This window comes from Lentzea sp. NPDC055074, from assembly GCF_053608005.1.
This window is the reverse complement of record NZ_JBSGUQ010000002.1, coordinates 653,779-668,981: the sequence shown is the minus strand read 5'-3', so window position 1 is coordinate 668,981 and position 15,203 is coordinate 653,779. Positions and strand designations below refer to the sequence as shown.

Here is a 15,203-nt window from a genome sequence, read left to right as displayed (position 1 = left end):
GACCTCTTTGGACGGTTCCCACCGGGGTGTCACACGGTGGTGATCAGCGCTTCCTCGCCGCTGTACGGGCGCAGGCCGTCGGTCCGGCCCGCGAAGTAGCGCTCGGCCAGATCGGCCGCCGAGACGTACTCGAAGCCGGTGAAACCCGCCTGCCGCGCCAGTTCGACGATCTGGTCGGGCTTGTAGAAGCCGATGAACGGCGTACCGGCCCGCCGGTTGCCCTCACGGGAGGCCCGCCGGATCTGCACGTCCTCGGGCAGGAGGTCTTCGAGGTGGCGGAAGAACGTGAGGACCAGCGAGGAGCCGGACGGCAGACTCGCCACCCGCTCGAGCGTCGCCGCGGTGGCCTCCTCGGTCAGGTACATCGTGACCCCGAGCCAGGACACCACCGCGGGACGCGAGGCGTCGAACCCCGCCGCCTGCAACCGCTCCCACCAGTCGTCGTTCGCCTCGAAGTCGACCGGGACCAGGCGCAGCCAGTCCGGGACGCCGTACCCGAGCTCGATCAACCGCTGCCGCTTCCACCCCTGCGTCTCCGGCTGGTCGATCTCGAAGACGGTCATGGTCGAGCCCGCGTCGGGATGACGCTGCGCGTAGGTGTCCAGGCCCGCGCCCAGGATCACGTACTGGTCGACGCCGCGGCTCACGGCCTCCGCCACCAGTTCCTCGGTCAGCCGCGCCCGCGCGACGACCGTGGCGCGCTTGCCCCGAGAGCCGTCGGGGACCATGTCGCCGCGCTCGAGCCATTCGTCGTCGTCCTGCGCCAACCGTGCGCCGAGCACGTCCTCGAGGACGTGCGGCGGCTCGTCCACCTTCGTGTGCAGGGCGCGCCACAACGCAGTCCGCACCGCCGTGTTGTCCGGTGTGCCGACAAGGTTGCCCGTCATGAGCCGTTCCTTCCTACCTCGTTGTTCAAGCTTCGTCCGGCCTCCCACGCGCTCCACAGCCCGCCGTACACGCCGCCGGCGGCGACCAGCTCGTCATGGGTTCCGGTCTCGATGATCCGGCCCTGTTCCATGACGACGATCCGGTCGCAGGTCGCGGCCTGGGAGAGGCGATGCGCGATCACCAGCCCGGTGCGCCCGCGCAGGGCCGCGTCGGCGCCCCGGTCCAGCAACCCCGCGTGGGTGGAGCCGGCCTCGGCGGTCGCCTCGTCGAGGATCGCGAGCTCCGGGTCGGCGAGCAGCAGCCGGGCGAGGGCGAGCTGCTGGGCCTGTGCGTCGGTGAGCGGATGTCCGCCGGTGCCGATCGTCGTGTCGAGACCCTCCGGCAGCAGGTCGAGCAGACCGGCCGCCCCGGTGGCCTGCAGCGCCGCGTGGATGTCGTGGTCGGTGGCCTCGGGGGCGGCGAGCGTGAGGTTGTCCCGCACCGTGCCGGCGAACACGTGCGTCTCCTGGGTGATCAACGTGGTCCGGCCGGGCTGCGCCACCGTCCCTGCTTCGGGCAGGTGGATGCCGGCGATGACGGCGGCGAGCGTCGTCTTCCCGGCCCCGGAGGCGCCGACGACAGCGATCCGCTGCCCCGCGGGGACGTCGAGGGTGAGGTCGTCGAAGAGGCGAGGGCCGTCGCCGTAGCGGAACGAGACCTCGTGCAGCCGCACGGCGATGCCCGCGTCCGCCTTCGGCGCCGGCTCGGCCGCTTCCTCCGGGATCGTGGCGACCCCGATCATGCGGCTGAGCGACGCGAGGGCCGACTGGAGGTCGTCGACGACGTACAGCAGCTCGTTGATCGGCCCGAGCACGCGCAGGACGATCAGCGTCGCGGCGGTGGCGCCACCGACCGTGGACGCGTCCGCGTCGATCAGGACGAAGCCGACGACGAGGACGGTGGCCAGGCTCAGGCATTCGCCCAGGTTCAGGCGGAGGCTGAGCATCGCCATCACGGTGCGGGCGCGGAGCGTGTGCACCGCGACGCCCCAGGACGCGGCCATCACGGCGTGGTGGCGTTGCTCGGTGAGCCCGAGCCCGAGCACGGTGCCATAACCGCGCTGCGACTCGAGGATCTGCTGTGCACGGGCGCTCATCGCCGCGCGTTCGGCGCCGTACACCCGCGGGCCGATGCGGAGGTACCAGCGCATGACGAGCACGTAGACGGGCAGTACGACGGCGAAAGCCGCGGCGTACGGCCATTCCAGCGTCGCGAGCCCGCCCAGCGACGCGACGATGGTGAACGCGCTGACGGTGAGAGCGGGGATCACGGCGGGTGCGGCGTCGGCCACGGCGGTGACGTCGTCACTGGTCCGGGAGATCAGGTCCCCGGTCCCGGCGCGTTCGACGAGGTGCTGGGGGAGTGTCATCGCGCGGCCCACGAGCTGTTCGCGCAGCGCGGCGAGGATGGTGTGGTAGACGCGGGTGGCGAGCACGATCGTCACCGCGGTGCCGGCCGCGCCGAGAACCGCCGAGAGCGCCATGACGGCCGTGACCGTCAGCACGGTGCCGAGGTCGGCGGTCCCGGCCTGCACCCGGTCGACGAGGAACCCGATGATCACGGGCGGGACCAGGTTGACGGCGGTGCTGACGAGCCCCAGCACTCCGACGGCGGCGAGCCGGAGCCGGTGCCCGCGGCTGAGCCGCCACACCTCCCTGGCCGTCTCCCTGCTGCCCGCGACCGGCAGCGCGTGCCCTGTCGTCCCGCTCATGACGTCGTCCTTGCGTGCACCGGCGCGTCCTCGAGCAGGTCGACGACGCGGTCGCAGCTGCCCAGCAACGCGGGGGAGGAGGTGATCAGCAGGGTCGAGTGGCCCGCGCGGACGTCGCGCAACCCCTTCGCGATGGTGTGCTCGGTGACCGAGTCGACCGCCGTCGTCGGGTCGTGCAGCACGAGCACCGGCGCGTCGCTCGCGAGGGCGCGGGCGAGCGCGAGGCGCTGGAGCTGGCCGCCGGAGAAGCGGTTGCCGTCCTCGCCGACGGGGAGGTCGAGATCGGCGGCGAAGTCACCGCAGGCGGCGGCGCGCACCGCGGCTGTCACCAGCTCGGGCGTGGCCGCGGTGGCGGTGAGGTTGTCGCGGATCGTGCCGCTGAACAGCATGACCCGGTGCGGCGTGAACATGACGCGGGAGCGGTACTCCTGCGCGGTCAGCTCCCCCGCGGCGATCCCGTCCAGCCGCACCGCGATCTCGCTGCCGTCATCGCGCGGATCCAGCAACGCCTCCGCGACGCGGGCAGCGGTCAGGTCGTCCGTGCGCACTCCCACGAGCTCACCGGGCTCCACCCGGATCGTCGCGTCGGGCGTGGACACCTCCAGCACCGGCAGCGGCCCGACCACCGGCCGCGCCGCGTCGTCGGGCTCGGGCGTCGCCGCGACGTCGGCCTTCAGCACGTCGAGGATGCGCGCGGAGGAGGCACGGGATCCGGCGAGGTTGGGGATGGAGTCGTTCGCGATCGACTGGATCTGCGGCAGCAGCGCCTGAGCGAGGCCCACGGCGGCGATCAGCTCGCCGATGCTCAGCTGCCCGTCCACGGCGAACCAGCCCGCCAGACCCATCACCGCGGCGACGAAGACACCGGTGACCACACCGGAGCCCATCAGGAACCGCCCCAGCACTCCCGCGTTGCGCTTGGCGCCCACGAGGGTCTCCTGGCTCGCCCGCCGGTACCTCCTGGTCGCCTCGGGCTCGGCGCGCATCCCCTTGACCACCCGGTAGCCGGCCACGACGTCCGTGGCCAGTCCGACCGTGGTGGCGAGAAGTCCCTGGTACTCACGGGTGTCCCGGGACAGCCGCTCGCTGAGGACGCCCATCAGCCACACCGCCACGGGCGCCCCCACGAGCACCGCGAGGCCGAGCAGCCAGTGCGTCGTCAACAGCGACACGGCGATGAACCCGATGGTCGTGATCCTCGCGATCGGCATGATCACGAGCTGGACCCCGTTCGCCAGGCGGGCGACGTCGTTGGTCATCAACGAGACGACCCCGCCGTCCGGTGCGTGGGCGCCGCCGCCGACCGGATGCAGCACGCCGGTCGAGAGAGTGCTCCGGATGCGGTGCTGCAGCAGCTGGATCGCATACGCGGTCAGCTGGACGGCGAACTTCGCCGCCACCGTCAACAGGACGTACAGGGCCACCAGCGCACCGAGCCACAGCGCCAGCTGGCTCGCGTTCCCGGTCGCCAGCGCCCGGTCGATCGCGAGGCCCATCACCACCGGGACCGCCGCCTCGCCCACCTGCCACGCGATCGCCGCCAGCGTCGCGGGAACGGTGATCCGCTTCGCGGAGAGGATCACGCGCAGCAGGAACCGGCCGGCCGTGGTCTCCGAGCCGGTTTCGAACGGCTGGACCTCGGGCGGATCGGTGGGCGCCTGCCAGAGCACAGGTAGCCGACGGGTCAAGGGACCCCGCCCCAACGGGTCGGGGTGCGAGACGTTGCTCACGGCCGCCCCCGGTTCGTGCCCAGCAGGGGGATGTCTTGCAGCGACCTGTCCGGGATCGAACACCGGTAGGCCGTCGTCACAGGGCGGTGGGGTGGTGGCACGGCGCAAGGTTAGCCTAGCCTTCTTTGGCGTAGTAGTGATCGTTGCCTCGGTCTGCTCGACCTGGTCTCAGAGAAGTGGGTGTGCTTCCGTTGACGGCTTTCGATCGTGTGGAGTTGACTGCGAGCCAGCGGGGCAACTGGGTGGCTCGGAGGCTTGCCCCTGAGTCCTCGGTGTTCTGCGCGGGTCAGCTGATCTGGCTCGACGGTCCGGTCGATCCGGTCGTGTTCGCGTCCTCGGTGAGCGCGGTCTTCGCGGAGACCGACGCACTGCGGGTGCGTTTCGGTGACGAGGACGGCGTCCCTTTCCAGTACGTGGACGCCTCGACGGCTCTCACGACGGAGATCGTCGACGCCGGTCATGCCGATGACCGGATCCGGGTGCTGGCCCGCGAACAGCTCACCGGACCGCGGGCCACCGCCGGGGAGCCGACGACGTGCTCCACCCTGATCCGCCGCGAGAACGGCACCTGGGCGTGGATCCTCGTCACCAACATCCTGCTGGTCGACGGCTACAGCCTCTCGCTGTTCATCCGCCGCGTCGCCGAGGTCTACTCCGCGCTCAAGGCCGGTGACCCGGTCCCGGACCGCTGGTTCGGGACCCTGGAGAACACCAACGGGCACAACGGTTCCAGCGCCGAGGACGTCACGTACTGGAGTGGCGTCCTCGGAATCGAGCACGCCGGCCGCGAGGAGGACCTGTCCGAGGTCTTCGTGTCCTCGAGCCACCCGGTCGTCGTCCCGATCCCGGACGACCTCCACTCCGAGGTTCAGCAGTTCGCCCGCGCCGCACGGGTGTCCTGGACCGATGCGCTGATCGCGTTGTGGGGCGTCTACACCGCTGTGGCCGAGGGTCGTGACTGCGTCGCGGTCCGGGTTCCCCTGATGCTGCGCGACGATCGCGAGTCCCTGACGACACCGAGTGCGCTCTCGAGGGCGATCCCGGTCGTCACCGAGATCAGCCCGCATCACACCTTCGGACATGTCCTCGACGTCGTCGCGAACCAGCTGAGGACGTCCCGGCGTCACGCGACGGTCGAAGACCACCAGATCGCCCGGTCGTGGCCGAGCGGCCAGGCCTCGTACCTCGCTCTCCCGACGATCAACATCAGGCTCTTCGAGTCGACGCCGCGCCTGGGGGACGTCGCCGCGGTCTCCGAGACGATCAGCACCGGTCCGGTCGGGTCGCTCGACCTCGCGATCTACCGCGACCCCGGCACCGGGATCCGGCTGGAGCTGTCCGCGGGGTCCGCCACGGGCGATCCGTTCCTGCACGCCGAGCAGTTCGGCCGCTTCCTGGCCGCCGCCCTCGACGGGTCGCCTGATCAGACGTTGCACCATCTCAGTGCCGGCTTCGCGCCCGACGGGCCAGATCCGTTGTGGGGGCGAGGCGAGACGCTCGACATCGCTCCCTCCACAGTGGACGCGCTGGTGCGCCGCCGGGTCGAGGCCGATCCGGGCGCGGTCGCGATCGTCGCCGACGGCGTCGAACTCACCTACAGCCAGTTCGACGCACGGGTGAACGCCCACGCTCACCTCTTGATCGAGCAGGGTGTGCGGGTGGGCGACCGCGTCGCGATCTCCATGGCGCGCTCGGTGGACCTGGTCGTGGCACTTGCCGCGGTGTTGCGCGCGGGAGCGGCTTATGTGCCGATCGATCCGTCGTATCCCGCGGAACGCATCGACTACATCCTCGACAACGCCTCGCCAGCGCTGGTCATCACCGAAGTACCGCACGACCTGGCCGCCGGTCAGAAGGCCGCACCTGTTCTGTCCCGGCCGCTGAACGAGTCCGACGCAGCTGTCGTGATCTTCACCTCGGGGACGACGGGCAACCCGAAGGGCGTGGCTCTCACGCACCGCGCACTCGTGAACCGCCTTACGTGGGGCCAGCGAGTTCTGGACTACACGCCGGACAGCGTGGCGCTGTCGAAGAGCGGTGTGGGTTTCGTCGATGCGGTGACGGAGTTGTTCGGGCCGTTGATCGCCGGTGCGCGGATCGTCGTGGTGCCCGCGGAGACCGCGCAGGATCCGGCGGGCCTTCTCGGGACGATCGCCCACCACCGGGTCACGCATCTGCTGACCGTGCCCAGCCTGGCCGACGTCCTCGTCCGCCACGACGACGCGCCGGCGGCGCTGACCTCGATCCGGTCGTGGGTGTCCTCCGGTGAAGCACTCACCTCAGGCACCGCGAAGACCATGCGCACCGCTGCACCGCAGGCAGTACTGCACAACTTCTACGGTTCGACCGAGGTCACCGGAGACGGCACGCTGGCCGTCATCACCGGCGACACCCCGATCGGTGTGCCGGTCGCGAACACGACGGCACGAGTTCTCGACGCGTGGTTGCGTCCGGTGCCGGTCGGTGTGACAGGTGAGCTCTACCTCGGGGGAGTGCAGCTCGCGGACGGCTACGTCGCTCGCCCTGGCCTGACGGCCGACCGGTTCGTGGCCGATCCGTTCGGTGAAGACGGTGCGCGGTTGTACCGCACCGGTGACGTGGTGCGGTGGAACTCCCTGGGACAGTTGGAGTACCTGGGGCGCAGCGATGATCAGGTGAAGATCCGCGGCTACCGGGTCGAACCCGGTGAGGTCCGCGCTGTGCTCGAACAGCACCCAGGTGTGTCGGGTGCGGCGATCGTCGCGCTGGACCACCCCGCCGGCGGGAAGTACCTCGCCGCGTACATCACCACTACGGACCCGGTGTCGTTCGACGCACTCCGCGAGCACCTGGCGCGGTCGCTGCCGGACTACATGGTCCCCACGACGTTCACGCGCCTGGACCGGTTCCCGTTGACCCCCAACGGGAAGCTCGACCGCCGCGCGCTGCCGCAACCGGACCTGACCGCAGGGGCGACCGACGGCCGGTCACCGCGAACCGACGCCGAGATCGTCCTCGCCGGCATCTTCCGCGACGTGCTGCACCTCGACACCGATCTCGGCGTGGACAGCGACTTCTTCCGCCTGGGCGGGCATTCGCTGCTGGCCGCACGAGTGGTCGCACGGGCCAACGCACAACTCGGCGCCGCGCTGACACTCCGCGACGTCTTCGACCACCCCCGCATCAGCGAGCTCGCCCAGATCGCCGACACGTCCACCGGAACCACCGAGACGTCCGGCCCGCGAATCGGCGACCTGCCCCGCCCCGCCCTGGTTCCCGTCTCCTACGGACAGCAGTCGCTCTGGTTCACCGAGCAGATCGCAGGGCGTTCGGTCTACCGGACCGAGATCGTGCTGCAAGCAGGCGTGCGGCTCGACCTGGACGCGTTGGCGACGGCGGTACGCCGGGTGGTCGCTCGTCACGAGATCTTGCGCACGATCCTCGTGCCGGACGAGGAGTCCTCGTCGCTCCGCCAGATCATCTGCGCGGAGCCCGGCGACGACACCTCGGTCCTGGAGGTCGAGGACGTCGGTGCCGAGCCGATCGGCGACAAGATCGCCCGAGTTGCCGCGCTGCCACTCGACTTCACCTCCGAGTTCGGGCTGAAGTTCCACCTGTTGCGCCATTCCGACGGCGACGTCCTGGTGGCCTACGGGCATCACATCGTCACCGACGCGGACTCCTTCGGGATCCTCGTGCAGGAACTCAACAGGTTCTACCTCGAAGCGGTCACCGGCGGTTCGACCGAGGTCGCGCCACTGTCGATCCAGTACGCCGACTTCGCGGTCTGGCAGCGCCACGTGCTGGGCAGCCGGAAGGATCCGGAGTCCCGCTACCAGGCGGACCTGCGGTACTGGCAGGACATGCTGTCGGATCTCCCGACGGAGACCGTCCTGCCCCTCGACCACGCACGCGACGCCTCCGAGGAGAGGACCATCCGGCCGGCGACGACGTCCCTCACCGGCGAGGAGACAGCGACGGTCGACGAGTTCCTGTTCGAACACAAGGCGACACCGCTGCAGGCGTTGATCGCGGCGTTCTCACTGGCCCTCTGGGACGAAGGTGCCGGTGACGCGGTGCCCATCGGCACCCCGGCGAGCCTGCGCGACCAGCCCGAGTTGCAGGACCTCATCGGGTACTTCGTGAACACCGTCGTGGTGCGCGCCGACGTCGAGGAGGAAGCCGGCTTCGCGCAGACGCTGCTGCGGTGCCGCGATCGCATGCTCGAAGCCGCCGACCACAAGCTCGTTCCGTTCGAGCACGTCGTCGAGGCGGTGAACCCGCCGCGGCAGGTCGGGATCAGTCCGCTCTTCCAGGTGATGGCCGCCTACGTGGATCGCGGTGGAGATCCGGGGGCGGCGTCGGTGCTCACCAACTACGCCTCGACCACCGCGGACGGCCCGCTGGCGGCTCAGCCCGCGCTGTTCGATCTCGTGTCGAGCATCGAAAGGCTGGACGGCGGCGCGTTCGGGGTGAACCTGAACGCGGCCCGCGAGTTGTTCTCGGCGGAGACCACGTCACGGCTGCTGAGGAAGACGGCGCGGTTCCTCGTGCTCGGCTCCCGGCACCCGGACTTGACGGTGAAGCAGCTCGCCCTGATCGTTCGTGCCGGTGACGTGAGCCGGACCGGGGCTGTCGACGGCGTGCACCGCTTCCGGCTGCCGCTCGAGGACTTCGACATCAGCGTGGCTCCGCTCTGGCGGGCCGCGATCGACCACGTCGGTCACGCCCTGTCGGGAGCGGGCCTCACCCTGCGTCTGGCGGTCGGCGACAACGGCGCCGGTGCTCTGGTCGCCGAGACCGGCAACCCCGAACTGCTGGACGCGGTGGGGGAGAAGCTCACCGAGCTGGTCACCGCCTACCAGGCGAAGATTCCGATGGTCGTCGTCCCGCCCACTCCGGCAGCGGCCGGGTGCAAGGACGACGAACTGGCGGCAGTCCTCGACGATCCGTTCTGGGAGGACTGGGTAGACCAGCTCGCCGACGCGACCCCCACCGCGCTGCGGCAGCGAGACGACTCGGAAGCGTCCAGCGCTACGGCTGGACGAGCGGTTCCCGTCACGGACGAGACCTCGCTGTCGTCCGTCGTGCTGAGGGCCGTGGCCAAGGCCTTGGCCGGGGTCGCCGAAGGTGACCTGCTCGTCGAGCTCCAGGAGCCCGACGGTCCACTGAGGACACGTGTGTTCCCCGTGCTGCTCGATGATGGTGATGTCATCGGACTGAGCCCCGAACGAGCGGCCGAGTACGCCGCGCTCGCCGGACACCCCCGGTTCAGCCGCTTCTTCGACGATCTTCCGATTCCACCGGTCCGGGTGGGCGTGTTCCGCAGCCGAGCGGAGCTCGTCACCGAGCCCGCGGGTGCCGGCGCGCCAGAGGACGGACTCGGCATCCAGGTCCTCGTCGCGGCGGGTGGGTCCGACGACCACGTCGTCCGTGTCCGGGTGGAGTCGGCGGACACCGTCGACGTCGACACGAACGCGCTGGCCTCCGCCATCACCGAGGAGATCGGCAGGACAGGAGTCCCCGCCCTCGGCCGCGAGCGTCGAGACGCACTCGCTCTGCGCCGCGCGGACCGGGTCACGCTGACGCCCGGCGAGGAGGAAGCCATCCGGGCCCGCTACGGGCGCGACGCCCAGATCCTCCCGCTCGCCCCGTTGCAGCGCGGGTTGTTCTACCACCTGCTGCGGTCCCAGGAGTCCGACGACCACAACACCTACGTCTCGCAGGTCACCCGGCAGCTCGCGGGAGATCTCGATCCCGGGCGGATGGTGGCGTCCATCGCCGGTGCGATGGAGCGGTACCCCAACCTCCAGGCGGCGTTCGTCCCTCCCGGTGACGTGCAGGTGATCCCGTCCGGCGTCGAGGTCCCGGTGCGGGTCATCCGGCGGGACGAGTGGGACGGCCTCGGGATCGACGTGGAGCAGTTCCTGGCGGCCGAGCGCGGTGAGCCGTTCGACTTCGAGGTCCCGCCGCTGATCCGGTTCACGCTGATCGAACACGGCCACGAAACGTGGACGCTGGTCATGAGCTTCGAGCACATCCTGCTGGACGGCTGGTCCATCAACGCGGTGTTCGGCGAGGTCCTCAGCATCTACGCGGACGACGGTTACGCCGACCGGGTGCGTCCGGCGTCGTTCCGCTCCTATCTGGACTGGGTCGACGACCAGGATCCCGAAGCCGCGTACCGCGCCTGGGACCACTACCTCGCGGAGCTGACCGGCCCGACGTTGCTGTGCCCCGACTTCGCCGACCTCGGTGACGCGCAGAGCGAGACCGGTGAACTGCACCTCGACCTCAGCCCGGCGGAGGCGTCGAGGGTGTTCCGCACCGCGCGGGATGCCGCGGTCACGGTGGGCACGGTGCTGCAGACCGCCTGGGGGATCGCGCTCAGCCGGCTCGTCGGGAGCAACGACGTCGTCTTCGGCAACACCGTGTCCGGCCGGCCGCCGTCGTTGCCCGACGCCGACCGCATCATCGGGCTGCTGTTCAACACCGTCCCGATGCGGGTGAGCCTGCCCCCGTTCGAAACGACCCGGCAGTTGCTGGCCAGGGTCCAGTCCGAGCAGTTGCACGTCATCGACCACCCGCACGCCGCTCTGACCCAGATCCAGACCAACGCGGGCGTTCCGGTTCTGTTCGACACGCTGTTCGTGGTGCAGAACGTGCCGCTGGGCCAGAGCACCGGGAAGGACAAGGCCGGGTTGCGGGTCGTCGGCGCGAAGGTCGACGACGCGACCCACTACCCGGTGACGTTCGCGATCGACCCGGAGGAGCGCGACGGAGCGGCGACCGTGCACGTGCGCCTGTCCTACCGCCGGGACGTTTTCGACGCTCCGGCCGCCGAGCTGGTGCTCCAGCGCTACGTGCAGGTCCTCACGTCTCTCACTCGCAGGCTCGACGAGCCCGTGGGCACGGTGTCGGCGCTGTTGCCGACCGAGACCGACCCGCACACGGGTGTCGCCGCCGATCTCGTCCGCGACGTCGAACCGGTCACGGTCGCCGAGTTGCTGGACCGCCAGGTGCGGCTGTCCGGAACGGAAACGGCGCTGGTCGCCGGAGATCGCGTGTTCACCTTCGCGGAGTTCTCCGCCGAGGTGAACCGCTACGGCCGGCTTCTGCTCGACGAGGGAGTGCGCCCGGAACACCGGGTCGCGCTGCTGTTGCCGCGCGACGAGCGGATGGTCATCGCGATGTTCGCGGTGTTCGCCATCGGCGCCGCCTACGTCCCGGTGGACGCCGAGCTGCCGGACGAGCGGATCGGCTACATGATCGAGATCGCGGACCCGACCGTCACCCTGGTGACCGGCCGCGACGTGGACCGGCTCACCGGCGCGGTCGGCAAGGTGGTCGACCTGGACGCCGAGACGACGGTGGATCGCGTCGCGCGGATGGCCACAGGTCCGATCACGGAGGCGGAACGTGGCGGGCGGGTGTCGCTGGACAACCTCGCGTACATCATCTTCACCTCGGGAACCACGGGACGGCCCAAGGGGGTCGCCGTCGGCTACCGCGGCCTGACGAACATGTACTTCAACCACGTCGAGAAGATCTTCGACCGGGTGGTGGACCACCAGCGCGGTCGCCGGATGAAGATCGCGCACACGACGTCGTTCTCCTTCGACGCCTCGTGGGAGCAGCTCTTCTGGCTGTTGAACGGCCACGAGGTGCACGTCATCGACGAGGAGATGCGCCGCGACCACCAGCGGCTGCTGGCGCATTACGACGAGACGCGGATGGACGGGTTCGACGTGACCCCGTCCTACGGGCAGCTGCTCGTCGAAGAAGGACTGCTCGACCGGGACCGGCCTGCCGGCAGGTCCGTGTCGTCGGACGCACCCGGTGTCGTCTTCGTCTCCCTCGGCGGCGAGGCCGTCCCGGACCGGTTGTGGCAACAGCTGCGCGGCGCACCCGGAGTCGAGTCGTACAACCTCTACGGGCCAACGGAGTACACGATCAACGCCCTCGGCGCCGACCTGGCCGACAGCGCCACGTCGAGTGTCGGAACGCCGATCTTCAACACCCGTGCCTACATCCTCGACGAGAACCTGGACCCCGCGCTTCCCGGCGTCGCCGGTGAGCTCTACCTGGCCGGCGACGGAACGGCGCGCGGATATTGGGGCCAGTCCGCGCTGACCGCCGAGCGTTTCGTCGCCTGCCCGTGGGAACCGGCGGAACGCATGTACCGCACCGGCGACCTCGCCCGGTGGAACGACGACGGGATGATCGACTACCTCGGTCGCGCCGACGAGCAGATCAAGATCCGCGGTTACCGCATCGAACCGGACGAGATCCGGGACGTGGTGCAGAAGTTCCCCGAGGTGACGCGCGCCGAAGTGGTGGCTTTCGAGCACTCCACGGGGAAGCAGCTGGCCGCCTACTACAGCTCCACCGCGGACGTCGACATCAGCGAGGCGTTGCGCGACCACCTGGCCAGGTACCTGCCCGACTACATGGTCCCGGCGGCCCTCGTCCTGGTGGACTCCTTCCCCCTCACCCCGACCGGGAAGCTGGATCGCCGGGCGTTGCCCGCGGCCGACGTGGCCGCGTCCGGACTGGGCACCGGCCGGGCGCTCGAGTCGGACACTGAGCTGGCGCTGGCCGCGATCTTCCGCGATGTGCTCGACCTCGACGAGGGTCTGGTCCTGGGCGCCGCCAACGACTTCTTCCGCCTGGGCGGGCATTCGCTCGCGGCGATGCGGCTGGCGTCGCAGATGAACCGCAAGTTCCCCGTGACCATCGCGATGCGGGACGTCATCACCGCTTCGACGATCGGCGAGCTGAGTGCGTTGGTGGACAAGAAGATGCACCCGGACACCGATCCGGAGGCCGACGTCACCGCGATCGCGACCCGGTTCACCCAGTCCCTGAACGGGCGCACGCTGTTCTGCGCACACCCGAAGTTCGGTGCCTCGTCCATGTACTCGGAACTGGCGGCGTACCTGCCGCCCGGTGTCGGGCTGGTCGGCATCGACGACCCGGCGATCATCGGCCTGGACGTCGAGTTCGACGACCTCGACGACCTCGCGTCGACCTATGCCGACGTCATCCAGGGAATGCAGCCGGCAGGGCCGTACGAACTGCTGGGATGGTCATATGGCGCGCACATCATGTTCGCCGTGGCGCGCCGGCTTCTCGCCCGTGGGGAACGGGTCCGCCCTCTGGTGATCGTGGACGCGATGCCCGCCGGTTCGGAGAACTCGACGGAGCTCCTCGAACGACCGGGAGGTGCCGAGTCGATGCGGGACGAGATGCGGAAGGCCTTCGGCGAGGAGGCGTACGCCGAGTTGCTCGCCGACGCGAAGCAGCTCAAGGCGGTCGAGACCGCCGGCCGTCGGTGTGACGTCCTGACGTCCGCGCCGACGAAGGGCGTTCTCGACGTCGAGGCGCTCGTGGTCGCGTCCTCCGCGACCCACGCGCCCCGGGTGGCGGAGCTGGGCCGCGAGGACGCGCTGGGATGGGCCGGTCACCTGACCGACTTCGCGTTCTTCGTCGCCGAGGACGAGGACCACCAGTCGATCCTCGAACCCGGCTCCGGACTGCTGAAGTGGGGGCCTTTGCTGACGAACCTGTTGTCCGGCTGAGCCGTCGGGGGCGGTACGGCTCGCCGTACCGCCCCCGGCTCGCCGACGGGCCGCTCAGGTGACGGCGGCGGCGTCCTGCAGGCTGTCGAACAGGGCCGCGCGGCGCATGTAGGCCCGCGCGGTGTCGAACTTCTCGGCGGTGCGGCGCATCTCGTCGAGCTTGTGCCGGCGCACCTCGGGATCGCGTTCCTCCAGCAGCCGCTTGTTGGCGATCGTCTGCGCCTGCACGTAGTTCACCGCCGCATGGCGACGCTGACGGCTGTACAGGTCGAGCAGGTCGTCGCCGGCCGAACCGGCGATCACCTGCTCGAGCTTCTCCGTCAGGTTGACGGCGTCGTGGATGCCGCCGTTCATCCCCATGCCGCCGATCGGGTTGTTCACGTGCGCGCTGTCGCCGGCGAGCAGGACGCGTCCCCGGCGGAAGGTCGCGGCCACGCGCTGGTTGACTCCGTACACGTCGCGGTACTCGACGTGGTATCGGCCGGACTTCGGGAGGAACTTCTGCAGCCGTTCCTCGACGCGCGCCGGTGACAACGCGGTGGCGTCGTCCTCGTCCCGGCCGATCGGCAGGATCACCCGCCAGAGCCCCTCGGGTGTCTCTCCTCTCACCTTGAACACGTTGGCCCACTCGTTGGGGTCCGAGAAGTAGTTGCGGTACACCAGATCCGGCTTCACGGTCTGCAGGTCGAAGCTGGTCGCGATCTTGATGAACCGCTCCGGATAGGTGAAGCCCTCGAACTCGATGCCGGCGAGCCTGCGCACCGTCGACCGGCCACCGTCACAACCGACGACGTAGGCCGCCGACATCCGTTCGGTGCCGGCGGGGGAGGTGTACTCCACCTCGACGCCGCCCGCGGTCTCGGTCAGACCGGTCAGTGCGTGGGAGAACCGCACGTCGAAGTCGGACTCGTTCGCGTACTCCGCGGCGATGGCGGCCGTCAGCTTGTACTGCTCGAACTGCAGCACGTAAGGGAACCGGACCTCGTCCTTGAGGCGGCCGAGGTCGAACTCCGCCACGACCTCCCCGGTCGGCCGGTCGTGGAAGCGGTAGACGCTCGAGAGCAGGCTGTGGTCCCGGATCTTCTCGGTGACGTCCAGCTCGTCGAGCATCTCCAGGGTGCTCGGGTGGATGGTCGCCGCGCGCTGGTCCTTCACCGGTGCCGGCTCGGACTCGAGCACGGTCACCGGGATTCCGCGCCGGTTCAGCGCCAGGGCGCAGACCATTCCGACAGGGCCCGCGCCCACGACGAGGACACGTGTGTTCTTGTTCGGCAT

Annotated in this window: 5 protein-coding genes; 1 reads left to right on the top strand and 4 read right to left on the bottom strand. The window is 69.9% G+C overall.

Annotation, left to right across the window (positions count from 1 at the left end; genetic code table 11):
• Positions 1 to 29 precede the first annotated feature (29 nt).
• The 3 genes from ACWF7A_RS07220 to ACWF7A_RS07210 are packed head-to-tail and all read right to left on the bottom strand — an operon-like array spanning position 30 to position 4,368.
• Positions 30 to 887 carry a class I SAM-dependent methyltransferase gene (locus ACWF7A_RS07220; RefSeq protein ID WP_452249538.1) on the bottom strand — a complete coding sequence of 286 codons (858 nt, stop codon included), beginning with the start codon at positions 885 to 887 and terminating at the stop codon, positions 30 to 32.
• Entirely contained in the window at positions 884 to 2,638 is a 1,755-nt protein-coding gene (locus ACWF7A_RS07215) for an ABC transporter ATP-binding protein (RefSeq protein WP_452249537.1), read from the bottom strand. The genes ACWF7A_RS07220 and ACWF7A_RS07215 overlap by 4 nt, the downstream gene beginning before the upstream one ends.
• Complete coding sequence (locus ACWF7A_RS07210; protein WP_452249536.1) at positions 2,635 to 4,368, bottom strand: ABC transporter ATP-binding protein; 1,734 nt, start codon at positions 4,366 to 4,368, stop codon at positions 2,635 to 2,637. The genes ACWF7A_RS07215 and ACWF7A_RS07210 overlap by 4 nt, the downstream gene beginning before the upstream one ends.
• 215 nt (positions 4,369 to 4,583) lie before the next feature.
• Here ACWF7A_RS07210 and ACWF7A_RS07205 point away from each other — a divergent pair, with 215 nt between their 5' ends.
• The gene (locus ACWF7A_RS07205; protein ID WP_452249535.1) at positions 4,584 to 13,928 is read left to right on the top strand and encodes an amino acid adenylation domain-containing protein; all 9,345 of its coding nucleotides are present in this window, start codon (positions 4,584 to 4,586) and stop codon (positions 13,926 to 13,928) included.
• Positions 13,929 to 13,982: 54 nt separating this feature from the next.
• On the opposite strand, the gene ACWF7A_RS07200 is transcribed toward ACWF7A_RS07205, so the two are convergent.
• Entirely contained in the window at positions 13,983 to 15,203 is a 1,221-nt protein-coding gene (locus tag ACWF7A_RS07200; RefSeq protein WP_452249534.1) for an FAD-dependent oxidoreductase, read from the bottom strand.